This is a genomic window from Bacillus sp. AFS055030 (assembly GCF_002574545.1).
Classification (GTDB): domain Bacteria; phylum Bacillota; class Bacilli; order Bacillales; family Bacillaceae_G; genus Gottfriedia.
This window is the reverse complement of sequence record NZ_NUGT01000017.1, coordinates 214613-235795: the sequence shown is the minus strand read 5'-3', so window position 1 is coordinate 235795 and position 21183 is coordinate 214613. Positions and strand designations below refer to the sequence as shown.

General features: G+C 33.2%; 21 protein-coding genes. 7 read left to right on the top strand and 14 right to left on the bottom strand.

Annotated features, from left to right (window positions below):
* Positions 1-434: 434 nt before the first annotated feature.
* The 3 genes from CN925_RS07815 to CN925_RS07805 form a co-directional block, all read right to left on the bottom strand.
* Positions 435-2219, bottom strand: a complete 1785-nt coding sequence (locus CN925_RS07815) for an acyl-CoA dehydrogenase family protein (RefSeq protein WP_098845682.1) — start codon at positions 2217-2219, stop codon at positions 435-437.
* 69 nt (positions 2220-2288) lie between these two features.
* Entirely contained in the window at positions 2289-3464 is a 1176-nt protein-coding gene (locus tag CN925_RS07810) for an acetyl-CoA C-acetyltransferase (protein ID WP_098845681.1), read from the bottom strand.
* A gap of 21 nt (positions 3465-3485) precedes the next feature.
* Positions 3486-5867, bottom strand: coding sequence for a 3-hydroxyacyl-CoA dehydrogenase/enoyl-CoA hydratase family protein (locus tag CN925_RS07805; protein ID WP_098845709.1), 2382 nt, complete (start codon positions 5865-5867; stop codon positions 3486-3488).
* Positions 5868-6118: 251 nt separating this feature from the next.
* Between CN925_RS07805 and CN925_RS07800 the strand changes: the two genes are divergently transcribed.
* Entirely contained in the window at positions 6119-6259 is a 141-nt protein-coding gene (locus CN925_RS07800; protein WP_098845680.1) for a YuzL family protein, read from the top strand.
* Between the two features lie 178 nt (positions 6260-6437).
* On the opposite strand, the gene CN925_RS07795 is transcribed toward CN925_RS07800, so the two are convergent.
* Positions 6438-7355: a proline dehydrogenase family protein gene (locus CN925_RS07795; RefSeq protein ID WP_098845679.1), complete on the bottom strand. Its 918-nt coding sequence runs from the start codon at positions 7353-7355 to the stop codon at positions 6438-6440.
* A 189-nt stretch (positions 7356-7544) separates the two neighbouring features.
* Entirely contained in the window at positions 7545-7808 is a 264-nt protein-coding gene (locus tag CN925_RS07790; protein ID WP_098845678.1) for a DUF2573 family protein, read from the bottom strand.
* Positions 7809-8056: 248 nt separating this feature from the next.
* On the opposite strand from CN925_RS07790, the gene CN925_RS07785 reads away from it, so the two are divergent.
* The 4 genes from CN925_RS07785 (at position 8057) to CN925_RS07770 (ending at position 11689) form a co-directional block, all read left to right on the top strand.
* The gene (locus tag CN925_RS07785) at positions 8057-8860 is read left to right on the top strand and encodes a formate/nitrite transporter family protein (protein WP_098845677.1); all 804 of its coding nucleotides are present in this window, start codon (positions 8057-8059) and stop codon (positions 8858-8860) included.
* Between the two features lie 114 nt (positions 8861-8974).
* Entirely contained in the window at positions 8975-9781 is an 807-nt protein-coding gene (locus tag CN925_RS07780; RefSeq protein ID WP_286138289.1) for a GDSL-type esterase/lipase family protein, read from the top strand.
* Between the two features lie 5 nt (positions 9782-9786).
* A complete protein-coding gene (locus CN925_RS07775; RefSeq protein ID WP_098845676.1) occupies positions 9787-10704 on the top strand; it encodes an ABC transporter ATP-binding protein in 918 nt (305 codons plus the stop codon).
* Between the two features lie 25 nt (positions 10705-10729).
* A complete protein-coding gene (locus CN925_RS07770) occupies positions 10730-11689 on the top strand; it encodes an ABC transporter permease (protein WP_286138294.1) in 960 nt (319 codons plus the stop codon).
* Positions 11690-11744: 55 nt separating this feature from the next.
* On the opposite strand, the gene CN925_RS07765 is transcribed toward CN925_RS07770, so the two are convergent.
* The 7 genes from CN925_RS07765 to CN925_RS07735 form a co-directional block, all read right to left on the bottom strand.
* Positions 11745-12629 carry a cation diffusion facilitator family transporter gene (locus CN925_RS07765; protein WP_098845674.1) on the bottom strand — a complete coding sequence of 295 codons (885 nt, stop codon included), beginning with the start codon at positions 12627-12629 and terminating at the stop codon, positions 11745-11747.
* 125 nt (positions 12630-12754) lie between these two features.
* Positions 12755-13453 carry a tryptophan 2,3-dioxygenase family protein gene (locus tag CN925_RS07760; protein WP_098845673.1) on the bottom strand — a complete coding sequence of 233 codons (699 nt, stop codon included), beginning with the start codon at positions 13451-13453 and terminating at the stop codon, positions 12755-12757.
* A 13-nt stretch (positions 13454-13466) separates the two neighbouring features.
* Positions 13467-14090 carry an arylformamidase gene (gene kynB / locus CN925_RS07755; RefSeq protein ID WP_098845672.1) on the bottom strand — a complete coding sequence of 208 codons (624 nt, stop codon included), beginning with the start codon at positions 14088-14090 and terminating at the stop codon, positions 13467-13469.
* A 13-nt stretch (positions 14091-14103) separates the two neighbouring features.
* Positions 14104-15378 (bottom strand): kynureninase, encoded by a 1275-nt coding sequence (kynU, locus tag CN925_RS07750; RefSeq protein WP_098845671.1) that lies wholly within the window; start codon positions 15376-15378, stop codon positions 14104-14106.
* Between the two features lie 172 nt (positions 15379-15550).
* Complete coding sequence (locus CN925_RS07745; protein ID WP_098845670.1) at positions 15551-16345, bottom strand: ABC transporter permease subunit; 795 nt, start codon at positions 16343-16345, stop codon at positions 15551-15553.
* 14 nt (positions 16346-16359) lie between these two features.
* Positions 16360-17157 carry an ABC transporter permease subunit gene (locus CN925_RS07740; protein ID WP_098845669.1) on the bottom strand — a complete coding sequence of 266 codons (798 nt, stop codon included), beginning with the start codon at positions 17155-17157 and terminating at the stop codon, positions 16360-16362.
* Between the two features lie 6 nt (positions 17158-17163).
* Complete coding sequence (locus CN925_RS07735; RefSeq protein WP_098845668.1) at positions 17164-18048, bottom strand: ABC transporter ATP-binding protein; 885 nt, start codon at positions 18046-18048, stop codon at positions 17164-17166.
* A gap of 159 nt (positions 18049-18207) precedes the next feature.
* On the opposite strand from CN925_RS07735, the gene CN925_RS07730 reads away from it, so the two are divergent.
* Both CN925_RS07730 and CN925_RS07725 read left to right on the top strand, forming a co-directional pair.
* Positions 18208-18801 carry a TetR/AcrR family transcriptional regulator gene (locus tag CN925_RS07730; protein WP_098845667.1) on the top strand — a complete coding sequence of 198 codons (594 nt, stop codon included), beginning with the start codon at positions 18208-18210 and terminating at the stop codon, positions 18799-18801.
* 145 nt (positions 18802-18946) lie between these two features.
* Entirely contained in the window at positions 18947-19186 is a 240-nt protein-coding gene (locus CN925_RS07725; RefSeq protein WP_098845666.1) for a hypothetical protein, read from the top strand.
* Between the two features lie 41 nt (positions 19187-19227).
* Here the strand turns inward: CN925_RS07725 and CN925_RS07720 are convergent, their stop codons facing one another.
* Positions 19228-20193, bottom strand: coding sequence for an ABC transporter permease (locus tag CN925_RS07720; RefSeq protein ID WP_180232890.1), 966 nt, complete (start codon positions 20191-20193; stop codon positions 19228-19230).
* Positions 20186-21109, bottom strand: a complete 924-nt coding sequence (locus CN925_RS07715; RefSeq protein WP_098845664.1) for an ABC transporter ATP-binding protein — start codon at positions 21107-21109, stop codon at positions 20186-20188. The genes CN925_RS07720 and CN925_RS07715 overlap by 8 nt, the downstream gene beginning before the upstream one ends.
* Positions 21110-21183 lie beyond the last annotated feature (74 nt).

Sequence of the window (21183 nt, the reverse complement as noted above, 5' to 3'; positions counted from 1 at the left end):
ATTTAATACACTGAATCGAATTTCAATAATTTTCTCAATTGAATTTGTATTACTTAGCAGGTTAAAAACAAATTAGAATATTCAGAAATATGTATTATTTAGAATTATAAAATAGGCCTACTAGCGAGTAAATTGGGGTAAAACTTTCTAAAATTTATAAATTTTTCTTAACATAAATCTACAAGAATAGTAATTTCAAAGGTTCAGTTCATAAGTTCAAATCGAATATGAGGTAAAATTTTTATGTTTTTTGTAGAAATTTGAATTAATTTGACTACTTATATCAGGTGGAATTTGGGGAATTTAATTACATTTAATTAATAACTTATAAGCTATTACTAATTTTTTAGAAATTTTTTTATTTTTTTTGTATGAATTTCGACATTTTTTGTTACAAAAAAAGCTGCCAATCAATTGATTGGCAGTGTTTAAAATTATACAGTATAGCGTTCTTCACTTAAAACATTTGCTGCAATTTCACGCTTCTTCGCAATGACATTAACAGGTGTATGACGTGTAAATTTACGAAGTGCTGAAGTCATCATTCTTAAAGTATCACCAGACTCTACAGCAACAAGTGTTTCCTTTGCGTGAGCTTCGATTTCATTAAATGCTTCTTGGCAGAATACCTGAGTATAAAGTAACTTTTGGTTAGATTTTTCTAAGCCTACTTTATTAATTGCTTTTTCAGTACGTAGAACTGTCGATTCCATTGCGTAAAGATTACTTACGATATCTGCAATATTTACTAGAATTTCTTGTTCATTACTTAATCCTTTACCGAATTTTTGAACTGCTAAACCTGCAATCATGATTGCGATTTTCTTCGCATTGCGAACTAAATATTTCTCTTGTTCTAAAGGAGCATCGCCAACTTCTTCAGGCATTAACATCATTAATTCTTCTTGAATTTGTTGAGCTTGTTGAAGTAATGGCAATTCTTTGCTCATTGCTTTTCGAAGGTAAGTGCTTGGTACAATTAATCGGTTAATTTCGTTTGTACCTTCAAAGATTCGGTTAATACGAGAATCACGGTAAATACGCTCAATTTCATATTCAGCCATGAAGCCATATCCACCGTGGATTTGCACTCCTTCATCAGCTACATAGTCTAATACTTCTGAACAGAAGAATTTATTTAATGAACATTCAATCGCATATTCTGCTACAGCAGCTGCTACTGCTTTTGGATCTTTTGCTTGCTCTTCCGTTAATTGACTAAAGCGATCCTCAAAAAGTCCTACTGTACGATACGCTGAACTTTCACTTGCATAAATTTTAGTAGCCATATTCGCTAATTTTTCTTGAATTAAACTAAATTTAGCAATTGGTGTTTTAAATTGTTGGCGTTGATTAGCATATGTTGCAGATAATTCTAAAGCACGTTTTGATCCACCAACTGTACCTACAGCTAATTTATAGCGACCAATATTTAAAATATTAAATGCAATAACATGACCTTTACCAATTTCACCTAATAAGTTTTCTACTGGAACTTTTACATCTTCTAAAATCAAAGTACGAGTTGAAGATGATTTAATACCCATTTTCTTTTCTTCTGGACCAGTCGAAACACCTTCATAATCTCTTTCAACGATAAATGCTGAGAAGTGCTCGCCATCAATTTTTGCATATACAATAAATACATCTGCAAAAGCAGAGTTTGTAATCCATTGTTTCTCACCATTTAAAATGTAGTGAGTTCCTTCAGCATTTAATTTAGCAACAGTTTTTGCTCCTAATGCATCTGATCCTGAACCTGGTTCAGTTAATGCATATGCTGCAAATTTCTCACCTGATGCTAAACCTGGTAAATAACGTTGCTTTTGATCATGATTTCCAAATAATACGATTGGAAGTGTACCGATTCCTACGTGTGCGCCTTGAGAAAGTGAAAATCCACCACCACGTGAAATTTTTTCAGTAATTAATGCTGAGCTAATTTTATCTAGAGCAATTCCACCATACTCTTCTGGCACATCTGCAGCTAATAAACCAAGCTCACCAGCTTGTTTTAATAATCTTACAGTCCGGTCAAATTCGTGTTGCTCTAAATATTCTAGTTCAGGTAAAACTTCATTAATTACAAAATCTTCAGTTGTTTTTGCAATTAATTTATGTTCATCTGTAAAATCCTCTGGTGTAAAAACTTTATCAAAAGTCACTTCTGTTGTTAAAAAGCTGCCGCCTTTAAGTAAGTTACCGATTGTTTTTTCCATCGTTAATTCCTCCTATTATCTATTTACTAGTTTGAAGACATGATTCTAACAATCTATTTCGTACAACTATTAAACTAATTCAAATACTCCGGCAGCACCCATTCCGCCACCAACGCACATCGTTACAATTCCGAACTGTTCCCCGCGACGTTTCATCTCATGTAATAGAGATAAAGTTAGTTTAGTACCAGTACAACCAAGTGGATGCCCTAATGCAATCGCCCCACCGTTTACATTTACACGGTCCTCATCAAGACCTAGATGACGAATAATTTGAATTGATTGAGAAGCAAAGGCTTCATTTAATTCAAATATTCCGATGTCAGATAAGCTTAATCCTGCTAATTTAAGAGCCTTTGGAATTGCTTCAACTGGTCCAATCCCCATAACCTCTGGAGCTACTCCAGCAACTGCAAAAGAACGGAATTTTAATAATGGACTTAGTCCTTGGGCTTCAGCTTTTTCGCGATCCATTACTAATACTGCTGCTGCCCCATCACTTGTTTGCGAAGAGTTTCCAGCCGTTACTGAACCTCTCACATTAAATGCTGGTCTTAATTTAGCTAATACTTCAGAAGATGTACCTTCACGAACACCCTCATCTTGAGAGAACGTAAAATTCTTTTCTTCTAATTTATTGTTTGCGTTAACTGTACGTAGCGTTACATCCACTGGTACGATTTCATCAACAAAACGCCCTTCTTTAATAGCCGCTGCTGCGCGCTGATGACTACGTACTGCAAAAGCATCTTGGTCTTCCCTTGAAATGCCATAGCGATTGGCAACTTGTTCAGCAGTATGCCCCATCCCCATATAGTACTCTGGAGCATTTTCTACTAATCTACTATTTAAACGAGCAACATGTCCTCCCATTGGAAGTAAACTCATTGACTCTGCTCCGCCCGCAATAATAGCTTCAGAATGACCTAACATAATTCGTTCACTTGCATAAGCAATACTTTGTAGACCTGAAGAACAATAACGGTTCACCGTAATTCCTGGAACTGAATGAGGTAATCCAGCTAACGCTCCAATATTACGTGCCATATTGAATCCTTGTTCAGCTTCTGGGGATGAGCAACCAAAAATAATATCATCGATTGGACCATCATAATTACCCGCACGCTTTAATGTTTCCTTTACAACCAATGCCCCTAGATCATCTGGGCGAACTGTTGCTAGTGATCCTTTTTTCGCTTTACCTACAGGTGTTCTCGCACCCGCTACAATAACAGCTTCTCTCATGTTCTTCCCTCCATCTTTCGATTAATTACGTAACGGTTTTCCTTTTACAAGCATGTGTTGCATACGCGCTTGAGATTTCATTTCAGAAATTAAACTTATAAATGCTTCACGTTCAATATTTAATAAATACTCTTCGTCAACTAACGTTCCAAATGGCACTTTTCCACCTGCAATTACATACGCTAATTTTTTAGCGATTGTTAAATCATGTTCACTAATATAGCCAGAATAGTACATTGAGTTTGCACCAGCTAATAAAGTTGCATAACCAGACTCACCTACTACCGGTACTTTTTCACGAATCGGAGCGCTATAACCTGCTTCATATAACTCAAGTACTCGTTGTTTTGCTTCATAAATTAAGTGATCTGCATTAAATACTTTGCGATCATCATGATTTAAGAAACCATTTTCAAATGCTTCTTGAGCTGAAGTCGATACTTTTGCCATTGCAACTGTCTCAAATACACGATTTGCAAGAGCTTGTAGGTCAAACTCAACACCTTCTGGAAACTGTTTTAATTGTTTAATGTAAAGCTCTTTACTACCGCCCCCACCTGGGATTAAGCCCACTCCAACTTCAACTAGGCCCATATAAGTTTCAGAAGAAGCAACTACGCTAGCTGCTGGTAAACAAATTTCAGTACCACCACCTAGTGTCATACCGTAAGGAGCTACAACTACTGGTTTATCTGAATACTTAATTTTCATCATTGCTTGTTGGAATCCTTTAACAACCATTTCAATTTCAAAATAGTTGTCATCTTGCGCTTCCATTAATATCATTGCTAAATTAGCACCAACGCAGAAGTTTTTAGCTTGGTTACCAATAACTAAGCCTTTATAATTTTTTGAAACTTCATCTACTGCGAAGTTAATCATTTGTGTAATATCCATACCTATTGCATTGCTTTTTGTATGGAATTCTAAACATGCAACTCCATCTCCAAGATCAATTAAACTTGCACCTGAATTTTGTTTAATAATTCGACCTTGCTCTTTTAAAACACTTAACTTAACTTCTTTTTCATTTCTTACTAGCTCTTCATATTGACCATTATGATAGAATCTAGTAACTCCATTGTCTTTTTTATAAAATGTTTCGTTTCCACTATCGATCATATTCTTAACCCAATTTGGTACAGTTAGGCCTTCGCTTTCCATTCGTACGACCGATTTAGATACACCAATAGCATCCCAAATTTCAAATGGTCCTAAATCCCAGCCAAATCCCCACTTCATTGCTTGGTCAATTCCGACGATGTTATCAGAAATTTCACCAGACAATTCAGCTGAATACACTAATACTGGGCTAATAATGCTCCATAAGAAATTACCTGCACGATCATCAGCGTATACAAGCGCTTTCAATTTATTCGCTAAGCCTTTAACTTGCTTAATGCTTTCAGTTGAAGCTGTTTTCAAGCTTTTTCTTTCTCCATATTCAAATGTGCTTGGATCTAATTCTAAGATTTCTTTACCTTGTTTTAAGAAGAATCCTTGCCCAGACTTACTACCAAGCCAATTACGCTTTGCCATTTCCTTCATAAATTCTGGAACTTTAAATACTTCTTTTTCTTCACCTTCTACAAGCTCATAAACATTATTTGCAACATGGATAAATGTATCTAATCCAACAACGTCTAATGTACGGAATGTAGCACTAGAAGGGCGCCCAATCATTGGACCAGTAATTGAATCAACTTCTCCAACACTGTATCCGCCTTTTAGCATTTCTTGTACAGTTACAAGTAATCCATAAGTTCCGATCCGATTTCCAATAAAGTTTGGAGTATCTTTTGCTAATACAACGCCTTTGCCTAAAACGTCTTCTCCAAAACTTTTCATAAATGTAAGTACTTCTTCAGATGTATGTTTAGTAGGAATAACTTCTAATAATTTTAAATAACGTGGTGGGTTAAAAAAGTGAGTGCCTAAGAAATGTTTCTTGAAGTCATCCGAACAGTCCTCAGACATAGCTTCAATTGAAATACCTGATGTATTTGAGCTCACGATTGAGCCTGGTTTGCGGTACGCATCAACACTAGCTAATACTTGTTTTTTAATTGCTAAATTTTCAACAACTACTTCAATAATCCAGTCAACTTCGCTTAAACGACTCATGTCATCTTCAAAGTTACCTGCTTGAATTAACGTTAAGTTTTTCTTAGATGCAAGAGGAGCTGGCTTTTGTTTTAATAATTTCTGAATAGCCGTTTGACTAAATCGATTACGAAATTCTTTGGAGTCGGTAGTTAGACCTTTTGCAGCATCTTCCTCAGATAGTTCTCTTGGGACAATATCAAGTAATAATGTTGGAATTCCAATGTTTGCCAAGTGTGCAGCGATACCAGATCCCATCACACCTGAGCCGAGTACAGCGGCTTTTTTAATTTTTTGGATCATATGCATTTCTCCTCCTCATATCTTTGAATGAATACTCATTCACTTTCTGGATAAAACAATCCATTATCAATGAGCCCTCTACTTCCACTATATGATAAATTCTTATTTTTCGCAATAAACAAAAAGTTCGAATTAACAAAAAATTTTATTACGATTAATATTCTTCCTCTGCTTTTTTTATTACACTCCATTTTTTTACTAATAAGTTTATTTAAATAGGTTAGTCTAAGAAATGGAGGTGATAAGATATGAAACGTGAAAGAAATCCATCAAAGGGTGGAGTTAGTGCAGCAAGTGTTCAAGGTAATGCAAGTCATGGAGATCAAAGAGAAGAAAAAGGTAGACAAAGTAACAATCAGCAGTACGGTAAAAAAAATATGGGTCATTAAGCAATTTTCACTCAAATTTAATAGCAAAACTAGGACCTTACATATTCAATCATTTATATGAATAATGTTGTTTTACTACTAACTACTTATCACAAGAAAATCCTGTATAAAGAGAAAAAGGCTGACTAAAAAGGATCCTCACTCAATCCTTTTTAGTTAGCCTCTTTAATTTTAATAATTATTTACTGAACATACCTTTTAATACGAATGCAACGTTTGCAGGACGTTCTGCTAGACGACGCATGAAGTAACCGTACCAGTCAGTACCATAAGGAACATAAACTCGCATATTATATCCTTCTTTAACAAGTTCTAATTGACGCTCTGTACGAATTCCGTATAACATTTGGAACTCAAATTGATCGTTAGGAATATTATGCTCTTTTACTAATTGTTTTGTATACTCAATCATTGCTTCATCGTGTGAAGCAATTGCAGTAAAGTTACCGTTTAATAGGTGCATTTTAATGATTTTTTTGAAGTTTTCATCCACATCTTTTTTGTCTGGGAATGCTACTTCTGCAGGCTCTTTATAAGCACCTTTTACTAGACGTAAGTTTGGTTTTAAACTGTTTAAATCTTTAATATCGTTTTCAGTTCTGTATAAATAAGCTTGAATAACAGTTCCAATATTATCGTACTCTGATTTTAATTGCTTAAAGATACGAATTGTTTTTTCACAGCGAGAGAAATCTTCCATATCGATTGTAACGAATACGCCACTTTTCTTAGCTGCTTCTAAAATACGACGCATATTTGCTAAAACTAGCTCGTCAGAAATATCAAGTCCCATTGAAGTCATTTTAAGAGAACATTGTGAATCTAATTTTTCTTTTCCAATCGCCTCAATTGCTTCGATACAGTGATCAGCCATTTCATTTGCTTCTTCAACTGTATCTACGAACTCTCCAAGATAATCAATTGTTACTTTTAAATTCTTTTTATTTAAATCCTTAATAACTTTTGTAGCTAAATCGATTGTTTCGCCTGCAACAAAACGAGCTGCACCAAATCTTAGGCCATACTTTTTAGCCATTTTAGTTAAAAACTTATTTTTAGACATAAATAAAAAAGCATTCTTCATAACTTGTTCCATTACTCTACCCCCAAAAATTTAACTATTCTTTTCTCTCTATCTATTACTAATGTATCATCTAATGAAATTTGTTAAAACAATTTTTTAATAATTTGTCGAATTTTGTTTATTGAAAAATGTATGCCCTTACTTGATATTATATTATCATAATTAATAGGTGCCGTCATCTTTGAAAATTATGGATAAAATTTATTGTTTATTTTTATTCGCTAAAGCTTCTCTATGCTGGTCATTTAGCGTTTTTATTTCTTTTATTAAATGAACAACTTCATCTTTAGCTTGCGGATATGTATCATTCCAATGTTTTACTAATGCGGGCATTGATTTTGATATGTATGTATACATAACCCACTTTTCCACTTTTGCCTGTTTTTCCTCAGACCAATCTCCTAATAACAATTCCGTATATTTTTTTAGTAACGCATCAAATTTTCCTTCAAATTCATTTTCCAAACGAAATCACCTCTCCATATTATTGTTAAGTTGAATCTTCCTTTTTTTACCTAAAACTGTTTACTATGAGATTATATTATATCTTCAACCACTATTTAGATGATTATTAAAAAATGTAAAGTATAAATAATAAAGCGTATCTATCTGTGCATTTTCATAATTTGTTCATATTTTCACAAACTTACGATCATTTTTTGTTTGTATACTATGTTTGTGTGAAACAAAAAGTACATAGGGAGTGAAACAATTTGGAACAAGTTAGTATAAAATACTGTATTGATTTAGCTCTTAAAAAAAAGAAAATACTGGACCAAAGCTTAATTAAATATTTAACTCGTGCTGCCTTAGCTTCTATTTATATAAGCTTTATTCTGATCGTTTGTTTAAAATTAGCTGAATTATTTAGATTGCAAAATTCACCATTTTCAACAGTCGCTTATCCACTCGCTTTCTCTACAGCTTTAATTATGATTATTTATGGTGGTGGTGAATTATTTACAAGTAATACGATGTATTTTACCTTCTCTACATTAGCTAAAAAAACTACAAAACAAGATTTAGTGAAAAACTGGATTGCATGTTACGCCGGTAATATCATTGGTGCATTTATTTTTGCGATTATTTATTTTTTTACAGGTTTAGCAAAAGATTTTCCTGCTAATCATTTTTTAACAAGTGTAGTTGACCATAAAATTCACGCATCATTTTCAACCTTATTTTTTAAAGGTGTTCTATGTAATTGGCTTGTTTGTCTTGCTTGTTTTTTACCTACAAGATTCAAAGATGATTTCGCAAAAATGCTCCTGATCTTTTTATTAGTTTTTGCTTTCTTCTTCTCTGGTTATGAACATAGTATCGCAAATATTGCTGTCTTTACATTATCATTTATTCTGCCTCACGATGTGCCTTTTACGTTTGGTGATGTATACCATAATTTACTTCCTGTTACATTAGGAAATATTATTGGTGGTTCAGTTGGTGTTGGAGTGGCATATTACTTCTTGAATAATGAACAAAAATTAGAAGTAAAAGAATTAAAACGGGTCTCGTAACCCTAATCTCCTGTCCTCATTTTTTTGTGGACAGGTTTTTTCGTGCAAAACTAATTTTATTATGGTAATAATGATTTTATAATGAAAATTTTTCCTTTTTTGGTGGTGTAAAATTTGAAATACAATCATTTTGTTCGATTTATCATGTTCATTTCATTACTATGTTTTCTTTTATTATCATATGGCTTCGTAAAAGGTGCTTATACAGTTTTAAATCCTCAAAAAAGCAAACTAATCGTAAATAATAATCCACAAAAAAATAATCAAAATGACAGTGTTCATAAAAACAATACACTGAAAATTGTTGCATTAGGAGATTCACTTACGCGTGGTGTCGGTGATGACGAAGGTACAGGTTATGTAGGAAGATTAAAAACCATTCTTCAAAAAGAATATAAACAATCAACAACGATTACTAATTTAGCGGTTAGCGGTGCGAAAACAGCAAATTTACTTAACGATTTTAAGAAAAAAAATATACAAGAAACGATTGGTTCTGCCGACATAATCGTTCTTTCCATTGGAAGTAATGATTTATTTCCTGGCGCTAATCAACTAAACGAACAATTTTTAAAGACATATCGACCAGATGAAAAAACGTTTAAAAATAATCTACAATCCATTATTAAAGGAATACGTCAAAAAAATCCTTCAGCATCTATTTACGCGTTTGGTTATTATAATCCATTTCATAATGTACAAGGTTTAGATACATCGTCAAGCTTTGTATCGAGATGGAATAATTTACTCGAATTATCGGTGCTTCAAACGAATAATGCATACGTCATTCCTACATTCGATTTATTTTTTAATGAGGAAAAGAAATATTTATACACCGATCATTTCCATCCGAACAAAGATGGATATATTGAAATGGCAAATCGCCTAAGTAGTAAAATAGGAAGTCAGCTTTCGAGGTGAGACGAATGAATAAAGTTCTAAAATTAGAAGGTGTTACAAAAAGAATTAAAGGAAAAGTACTAGTCGATCAAATTTCATTTGAAGTGTATGAAGGGGAAGTGTTTGGTTTTCTAGGCCCAAATGGAGCTGGAAAAACAACAACTATTCGAATGTTAGTTGGATTAATCAAACCAACAAAAGGCACAATTGAAATCGCTGGTTATCCAATTAAAACTCATTTCAAAGAATCGATGCGACAAATTGGATGTATTGTAGAGAATCCAGAATTATACGGTTATTTAACCGGATGGGAAAATCTAAATCAATTTGCGAGAATGTTAGGAATTAAAGATGATAAAAAAATAAGCGATGTCGTTAATTTAGTAAAACTAACTGATCGAATTCATGAAAAAGTAAAAACGTATTCACTTGGAATGAAACAAAGATTGGGGATTGCTCAAGCATTACTTGGTAGCCCAAAACTTCTTATTTTAGATGAACCAACTAATGGATTAGATCCAGCCGGTATACGTGAATTACGTGAATTTATTCATATGCTTGTAAAAGAGCAAAATATAAGTGTATTTATTTCAAGTCATTTATTAAGTGAAATCGAAATGATTTGTGATCGAGTAGGTATTATAAATAAAGGGAAAATGGTTAGAGTTTCAACAGTAAAAGAATTAGTACAAGAAGCTGCTGAAAGAGTTGAATGGCGTGTTTCTCCAATTCAAAAAGCGCTAGATTTATTAAAAAAAGATTCTACGATTCAAGATATATTAGTAAAAGATGAGCTTATACTGTGCCGAATGTCGCCTCTCAAAATTAATGAGGTCATTCAACAATTTGTAGCAGGTGATATTCAAGTGAATGGCGTTAAAACAATGTCTGAAACATTGGAAGATTTATTCATGGAAATGACTGGGGGCGAAGTTCGTGGCTGAACTAATTAGACTCGTCTTTAACGAAATTGAAAAAATGGTAAGGAAAAGAAGAATACTTGTTATCTTTTTTATTTTAGCAGTGTTAATCCCTATTTTTGTTTATGCTCAACTGCAGCAAACCGAAGAAACAATTAAAAGACTTGGTACTGATAATTGGAAAGTAGCTCTTCAACAAAAAATAGTCGACCAACAAAATAGATTGAACTCATCAGGAATACCTGAAGAATGGAAAAGTTGGTTAAAGGTTCAAATCGATCAAGAGCAATATTATTTGGATAACGACATCAATCCTACTACACCTGGTGCACCTACATTTATCCGAAAATTAATTGAACAAAGTATTGGATGGCTACTGTTACCATTATTGGTCATGGTCATCACGATCGATATGATATCTGGTGAACGAAGCGACGGTACGATCAAAATACTACTAACCCGTCCGATTAAAAGATGGAAGGTCTTACTAAGTAAATACATATCAATTTGTTTATTAATCTCATTTCTTCTCGTTCTATATGGCGTTTTAGCATATGTCATTTCAGGATTTGTTTTCAGTTTTAAAGGATGGACAGTACCTGTGTTAACAGGATTTGTCATCAAAAATAACCAGTTATTAACTGACTCAGTTCAGCTAATTCCCCAATGGCAATACATCATAATGGCCTTTGGACTAGCATGGTTTGTTTGTATGATCATTGGAACTCTTTCATTTATGGTATCCGTACTAGTTCGGACTACTCCCGCTGCAATGGGCATTATGCTAGCCGCTTTAATAACAGGAAGCGTTTTAAGCGGACTTGCTACATCATGGTCAGGGGCAAAATACTTTTTTAGTGTAAACCTTGGCCTTACTGACTACTTAGCCGGCCAACTCCCTTCCATCGAGGGATTAAACATGCAATTCTCTCTTATGAATTTATCAATATGGGGACTATCAGCATTACTAATCTCTTTCATCGTATTTATTAAGCAAGACATGAATTAAATAGAAAAGGGGATCGAAAAAGTTTAATTTCTTTTCCGTTCCCCTTCCCGTTTTTTTATTCCTTACCTACACTCCCAGACCTTAATGGTTCAACATGGATATGAGTATATTTGATACCATGTTGTTCGTTTAAGATTCTTTCAATTTGATCTGTAATACCGTGACTTTTACTCACATCTATTCCGCCATCTACTTCAATGACTACATCTGCGATTGTTGTATTTCCGTACATTCTAGCTCTTAAGTCTACAACTTTATGTACACCTGGTACTTTATCCACGGTTTCAGTAAAGAGATTCATTTCTTCTGGATCGAATCCATCCGTTAGTAGGAGGCTTGCTTCATAAAAAATCTCCCATGCTGTTTTGCAAATGATCACACCTACTAAAATGGCCGCGATTGGATCGATAATCGGATAACCAATTGAAGCACCTAGTACACCAATCGTTGTACCGAAGCTAACTAATGCATCGGAAAAATTATCTTTTGCTGATGCCTCGAGCCCTTTACTATTCGTTCTCTTGGCAACTTTACTGTTATAAAAGTAAATGCCAAACATAAAAATCCCAGAAGCAAATGCCACTACAGCTGCTAGTCTATTTGGTGTCTCATATTCTCCAACGAAAAGTGAACGCATATTTTCAATAATAACCTGTAAACCAACTGACACCATAATAAAAGATGCAATTAAAGTAGCTATTTGCTCTGCTCTTGAATGTCCATATGGATGGTCTAAATCTCTCGGTTTTCTTGCGATTCTTATTCCAATCAATACAGCCAATGTTGCACCAATATCAGTCACATTGTTAAGTCCATCAGCTAAAAGAGCACTAGAATTTGTATAAAAACTAATAAGTACTTTTAAACTTGCGAGAACTAAGTAGGAAATAACACTTAAAAAAGCAGCAAAGTCTAATTGCTTTTGAAGATTTTTCTCCATGAAATCACCCCGCCCTAATAAAAAATCTTATGGGCTTATCATACCCATAATGCAAATTTTCCATTTTAAGTAAAAAAAAACAGAATCGAATACTCGAATCTGTTTTTCCTATTTTACCTATATAATTATAGTGGCTTTGGATTATAACTTGATCCTGTTAAATCTGTTAAGTCACAAACAGTTTGCCATAATTCTGGATAAAATTCAAATCGTACAGCACGCTCTAATGCTTCTGCTGGTACTCCTTTTAAGCTCTTAGTATTCATCCCAATCATGCGACGAACAAGTTGAATATGCAGTCTGCGGAATGATTGGAATCTTTCATCGAAGCAAGTTAATTCTTGCATTAATTGGAATAACTCAAAGTTTTTAGCCGCATCTTGATGTAATTGAACAGGTGTAAGTAAATTTTCATCTAATAAATCTTTAAAAGGCTGCCAAAGTGTTGGACCTAATCTTAAGATTTCATTAAAACCTGGAGAATCTTGACCGCTACCTCTTCCTAGAGCTAAACGAATAATATGATAATCACTTGGGCTCACTAGTTTTACCATATCAAAAACTGCTGGTAAATGTACTAGGTGATTATTAATTCGTTGTAAGTGATGTGTTGCTTTCGTAATCTCTTTAGCACGCATATGTTTATCTGCAAAATGAATAGATTGAATGATTAATTTAAAATGTAACTCAGCAATTTGGTGAACCGTTTGAAAAGTTAATTCATCTGGGCAAAATAATTCTTCCTCAGATTTTTGTAAACTTAATAATTCTTCTGTTCGAATATACTTCTCATAATCTGTCAGTTTTTTTTGCTCTTGTGTCATTTCCCTTTTCCCCCTAAACTAATTTACGTAAAACTGCTCTTACTGGACTACCATCTGCATCTGTTAATGGTAGCGGTAATGCAATAAGTTCATACTCACCTGGCGTTACATTCCTTAAATCAATCGATTCGAGAATATGAATACCGGCATGATGAAGAGCATGATGTGCTTTTAGTTCTTTACTATCAAGTGGATCTACTGAAGGTACATCTACTCCAACTAACTTAACGCCTTTTTCATGTAAAAACTCTGCTGCATCCTTTTCAATATGTGGAATTCTTTCTGGGAAAACGCTATCATTTTTCCATGAATTTGTTTTAATTAATAAACGTTCAACACCATCGAATTGAAAAGCTTCTAAATCTGACTTTTTAATACAATCTACTTCAATTAGCTCGATTACTTTTGCATTCCCTACATATAAATTAGGATCTAAATCTATGACTCTCTTACCATTTTCATCAAAATGAAATGGCGCATCTATATGCGTTCCTGTGTGGGTACTGAAAGTTAACTTCCCAACATTAACAGAGCCACTTTCCTCTTTTGTCCAACTTAATTGGAATGAAAAATTCGTATCACCTGGCCATACAGGCATACCATCTTCCAGCCTTCTTGAAATATCAATTAATGTCATTCACATACACCTCCTAAGCGATGATTTCTCGTTCATTCTTAAATTGTTCATATTGTTTCTCAACCATGATTTTCTTTAAGATTTGTACACTATTCCAAACATCTACATAAGAAGTATAAAATGCAATCGGTGCTAGTCTGATTACGTTTGGTGCTCTAAAGTCAGGTACAATCCCATTTAACTTTAATGCTTTACAAATCCTTGCTGCATCATCATGTTCAAGACAAACATGTCCACCACGTTTTGTATCCTCGAGTGGATTACCAATTGTAAAATCGAATTCGCTTAATTCTTCATTGATTAAGTTCATTAAATAAGCTGTACTGTGTAAAGACTTTTCACGAATTTTCTCAATTGTAGCTTCTTTATACATTTCAAGTGAGCCAACAAGCGGTGCCATGCTTAAAATATGCGGGGTACCGATTTGATAAGCACCAGTTGTATCAGACGGAACAAATTCATGCTTCATATCGAACTGCTTTTCTTTATTTGAACCGAACCAACCAGCTAAACCAGGCATAGTACCAAAATGTTTTTCGTGAACGAATAAGCTTCCCACTCCACCTGGTCCACTATTTAAATACTTATAATTACACCAATAAGCAAAATCCACGTCCCATTCATGGAACTGATGAGGGATTGCGCCAACAGAATGGCATCCATCAAAACCGATTATGATTCCACGCTCATGTGCAGCTTTTGTTAATCTCTCTATATCTAATAATTGTCCGCTACGGTATAAAACTGTAGGAAGTATAATTAAGGCAATTTCATCAGTCATCGCTCCAATAATATCTTCTTCTCTAATCGTTCGACCATCTCGGCTTTTCACTTGAATTAAATGAGTTTCTGGATCGAAGCCTTTTAATTTTAATTGACTTTGAATAGCATAAATATCTGACGGAAAATTTAATTCATCCGCTAATATTTTCGTTTTTTGACCATTAGGGTGATAAAAAGAAGCAATTAATTGATGAAGATTTGTAGTCGTTGAACCGGTTACAATTACTTCATTCTCTTTTGCCCCAACTAGCGGTGCACTTAATGCTCCCAATTTTTCTGCAAAATAATACCATGGATGATCACCCTGCATCCATCCATCGATTGCAAGTGTCTTCCATGAATCTAATAAATCTAGTAAACTTTGTTCTGCTCTTTTAGAAAGAAGTCCTAGCGAATTTCCATCTAAATAAATTGTATTAGGTTGTAAATAGAACTCATTACGATATTTTGATAATGTATCTTTTTGATCTAGAAATTCTGCAAATTCTTTTGTTGGTTGAAACATCCCCTCGTTTTACCCCCTTGCAAGAAATAACCTACTATATTAAAGGTATTGCGATTAATAATATATGTCAATATTTTCTGAATATAATTTTTAATAAAAAAAGTGTCAACAAATCCTAAATATCCCTATCTTAGATTCTGACACAATTTTTTCTTCATTTAATTTTTTTTCCTTACAAATGTAAGTCCCGTTTCTTATAGGAAACATATGTGACTATGATTAATATTAAAATTAATCCGATCGAAATAGTTAGATAAATCCCATCAAATCCTCCACCATACATCATATCTTTCGCTTCAAAATACTTAAACGGTGTAAAAAATTTTAACCCCCTAATCCGATCATTCAAATCAATTGCAATAGATAGTATAAATGTGATTAATAGAATACCAGTTGCATAAGAAGCAGCCTTTTTGGAATTTTTACAAACTGCAGCTATAGCCGAACCAATTACTAAAAATAATAGTTGTAAAATAAACATCCCGATCATTACCACTGCTATATCACCATTTACATCCTCACCTTTACTATACTTTCCTACGATTAGTACACTGGATATCCACGTAATACCGTTAAAAATAAGGATGTTTACTAAAGCACTCAATAATTTAGAAGTTATGATCTTCATTCTAGAAATTGGTTTTACAAATAAAAACTCTGCCGTTTTATCTCGCTCTTCTTTAGCAAATATATTAGCGCCCAGCATTGCCGCATGAATTGTTCCCGTTAAATATAAATATAAAACTAAAATGCCAAAATAGCCGCTTGCCTTTGATAAATCAAGTGCTCCTGAGCCCATTATCGCTTGAAGTGATTTCGGCATTTGATTAAAAAGGTCGGTTATTTGTCCATTGGAAGCTGTAGCTTTATATTTTGCCATTCCACTACCTACTAAAAAGACGATTCCAATACACCAAAATATAATCGATTTGCGATATGTCTTCATTTCTCTTAAAAATAGATTCATATTCATCCTCCCTCCTATACCGCGTGAACATCCTTTTTCTTATAAATCACATAGCTTAAAAAGATTGATAGAATAATAATTCCAATCGATACAATTAAAAATTGTGATTCAAATTTTGAATGAGCAATTATATATTTCGGTTCAAAATATTTAAAAGGTGATAGAAAACGTTTGGCATTACTTTCATCAGTAGCCACTATCATTCCAACTACAAAAAATCCGAAAACAATAGCAAGTGAAATGGATAGTACTGCTTTGATCTTTTGAAATACAACTGATATGAAAATGCCTATTCCCAAAAATAGTAGCTGCATAATAAACAACGACACAGAGAGTAAAATCATTGACTTACTACTAAAAGCATCCGTTTTTACATGCTGAGCCATCATAATAGATGTTACTAAATAAAATACATTTGTAATCGCTAAAGAAACAACACCTGCAAAAATCTTTGAAGTCATAATCTTTGTTCTAGTAACTGGCTTTGTTAAAAGAAAATCTGCTGTTTTTTCACGTACTTCTTTTGAAATAATTGAAGTACCTAAAACCATCGCTTGAATCGCACCACAAAGAGAAATATAAATAAATACATAGGAGTAAAACCCTAAAACATTCCCAAAACTCTCAATCTCAAGTCCAAGTGCTTTTCTTACCCCTTCTGGATAACCCTCCAACACTTTTGAGAATTCTACATAGTCCTTTGCAATAGCTGGGAATAGAGATAAGAAAAAAACAACAATTGCCATTAAAGAAGCCGTCCAAATGAAAGTGGATTTCCGATAAGCTTTTAATTCGTGTAAAAAAATATTCATTGCTTATTAGGCCTCCTTTTCATAATAATGTAAGAAAATTTCCTCCAGGTCAGGCTCTTCTATCCATAAATTTCCAATTTCGATTTCCGCTATTTTCTTTAATACAATATTTATATTGCCTTTATAGATAAAGCTAATCGTTTTACCTTTGACCGAGATATTATTTACACCTGGCATATTAAAGAAATTTGCATCTACTCCGTTTTGACTATCTATTTTAAATCGTTTGTAATTGTTATCTTGTAATGTGCTTATTTTTTCTACTGTAACAATTTCACCTTCTTTAATAATTGCAACTCGATCACATAATCGCTGAACTTCGCTTAAAATATGAGATGAAAATAAAATCGTTGCCCCTTTTTTGTTTTCTTCTTCTAATAAGTCAAAAAATCTTTGTTGCATTAAAGGATCGAGACCACTTGTCGGTTCATCCAATATGATTAACTTCGGTTCATGAAGTAATCCTTGTACAATCCCTACCTTCTTTTTATTCCCTAAAGATAAATCATCAATTTTCTTCGTTAAATCGAGGTCCATTACTTCAGCTAATTCTTTCATTCGTTTCATGCAATCTTTTTTATAAAAACTAGCTGAGTACTTTAACAAATCCATCACTTTCATATTGTCATAGTAAAAAACTTCAGAAGGCAAATAACCAATTTCTTTTTTTATTTCTGGAGCAAACTGTACACAGTCCTTTCCAAATATTTTAGCACTGCCGCTTGTAGGATAAATTAACGAAAGTAACGTTCGAATTGTAGTTGATTTACCTGCACCATTTGGACCAATGAATCCGAATATTTCTCCCTCTTCTATATTGAAGCTTATATCCTTGATTCCCCTTGAATTGCCATAGGTCTTCGTTAAATTCTTAATTTCAATCGCGTACATAAATGAACCTCCCGCTTTGTTTTGAAATATTTCATTGTGAATATTACAAAACTAGTATATACCTCAATCCTAAAAAAGAGAATATGTTTTGAAATAATTTTAATAAAATATTTCAAAACATGATATACTATTGTATAGATAATCACGGAGGTATCAAAATTGGACGGGTATAAAAAACGAACTCTGCAGAAGATGGAGAGCATTGAAAAAAGTACAACCAAACTATTGTCACTACCATTAAATGATATAAAAATAGCTGATATTGCAAAGTTAGCAAATGTATCACAAGTATCAATTTACAATTATTATGGTAGTAAAGAAGCCCTACTAAAGGCGACAATAATTCGATTAATGGATCATCAATACGAAGAAACAAAACAAATGCTTTCAAGTGATATTCCTTTTAATGAAAAAATTAAGGAGTTATTTATACGAAAGAAAAACGGTCTTGATATTGTGAATCTAGGCATGTTTACAGCATTAATGAAAAAAGACCCTGAACTTCAAGAGTTAGTTTTAGATTTTACAATGAACAAATCATTCAAATTGCTGACCTCGATAATCGATGAAGGACGTTCACTAGGATTAGTTCGAAGTGAGGTTCAAAACCAAACATTATTAATCTATATCCAAGTCTTGAGCCAAGCTTTTTTAAATATGGACCAAACAACTTCACAATATCTCCAACAAAAAGAAGTAATAGATGAAATTATGAATTTATTCTTATATGGACTTCTGAAACAAGAAGACTAATAAAAAAAGCATCTTTGCTTCGGCAAAAATGCTTTTTTATTTGGAATATTCTTCTAGGTAAACTTATCCATATATTTGTATTAACTTACCCTTTTTGTTCATAGAATGGATTACTACTATTTATTCTAAACTCTTGGAGGAGTATATGCGCAAAACGATTCGATGGCTTAAGGAAAATTGCGATGAAATTAAAAGAGGCTTAATTGGTGGATTTACAATTTTTTGTCTAGCAACTATTTTTTTTACAACAGATTCATCTGAACAATACAACCAAAGCGCATGTTTAAAATGGGAGTATAACAACTCTGCACAAATCAACGTCTGCTCGATTTATAAAACATCTACAACTAATACGATTCCATACGGATCAATGCTGAAGCAGTGATAAGAATAGAAAAAGGATAAGTTATTTCCTTATCCTTCTTTCTATTGCCCCGCAACGTCTCTCTTCTTAAAGAGTTCACCAGCAGTAACAAGAAATATCAAAATATATATAACCAATACTGCTATAGAAAATTCAATTCTCATGCCGTTTTCAAAATTGATCCCCTTTGCGTAAACTGTTAAATCAGTGTGCATAAACGGTAAGAATTTTGACCAGCTTTTTGTTCTTAATAAAGTTCCTATTACATCTGAAGTTGCAAGTAGGATTATGCTGATTAACAAAGAAATACTGCTTGTCCTTAAAACTGTTGATAAAAAATAAGCAACGGCAACAAAGAACAAGTATGGTAGTAGATTAATTAAGTAATCTTTTAGTAAGCTTGGTAAAATTCCTTGCTCTACTACATGGTTATTGACATATTGTAATATCGGTTGAGTACTAAAATTTAAACCATTTAATACACTACCTATAATAAATGAGTAGATTATGATTGCAAAAGAAAAGATGAAATATAAGATCACCAAACTTAAAAATTTCGCATAATAGATCATCCGTCTTGTTGATGGTTTAACGAGCAAGAAATTAATCGTTTTCCATTGATGTTCTTTTGACATCATATTACTTGCAAAATATAAAAGGAGGATTCCGATAAAATTCGTTACGACTGCACCTTTTTTCATAAAGTCCAACAAAGTGTGTTGTTGAATCGGTGAAATATTATGTGCGAGACGATACTTATTAATCTCATATATCTCCTTTTGCTCTTTTGCAAATGCTGGTATGTCTGAAGAGTTTTGCTCTTTTAATACTTCTTCTATTTTTTTATTTTCTATTTTTAATTCTGTCCTCCAGTTTTTTGCTTTTGCTGCTCCGCTTTCCTTTTCTACATAATCCCATCTTCCAAGAACAATAATTGGGATAAATAGTAAAATTAACGTTATGATAAATGATTTTTGGACAAATATTTTACGTAATTCGTTTTCTATTAAGCGAATAAAATTACTCAATGACATTTCCTCCTGTCAATTGAATGAACAAATCTTCTAGCCTTTCTTTTTTGCGAGTTACATAATAAATCTCAACTCCAGAAAGTACTAACTCTTTCATTAATGAAGGAATTTCTTCCTCATCAATTTCAACAAACATTGAGCGATCATCAATAATGTCAATTTTGTACTTGTTATCTTCGTTTGTAAAACGACTTTCAAAAGCTTTCGTACTTTTTACAACTATTTCTATAAATAACTTCTCACCACTTTGATCATTCAGCTCAATTGATTCAACAAATTGACCATTTTGAATAATAATTGAGCGATCACAAATCAGTTCTATTTCAGATAATAAATGACTAGATAGTAGAATTGCTGTTTGTTCAACCTCAGCAATCTGTTTTAAATAATCACGGATTTCCCTTACTCCAGCCGGGTCCAATCCATTTGTTGGCTCATCTAAAATTAAAATGGAGGGATTATGTAATAACGCTTGAGCAATTCCTAATCTTTGCTTCATCCCTAGAGAATAAGTTGAAAACTTTTTATGTATGGCATTCGAAAGTCCAAGTAAATCAATTACCTCTAGCACTCTCTCCTTTGTAACACCCTCTAACATTCGAGCAAAATACATTAGATTTTTATACCCACTATAAAAAGGATAAAATGCTGGAGTTTCAATCATTGCTCCAATATGTCTGATTGATTCTTTAAAGTCTTCTTTAATCGAATTACCTTGGATATAAATCTCACCACTTGTGATACTAATAAGCCCAACAATCATTCGCATTGTTGTCGTTTTTCCTGAACCATTAGGCCCAAGTAAACCTAAAACTTCACCTTTATATAACTCAAAACTAATATCTTTAATAATCTTCTTATTGCTAATCGTCTTATTTACACTTTTTAGCTCAAGAACAATATCTCGATTCATCTTGAAGCCTCCTCTTACTAACTTTAAAGTTTTCCCCTTCCTTTTCTTAATAATTAATGCTATTCTCATGGAAG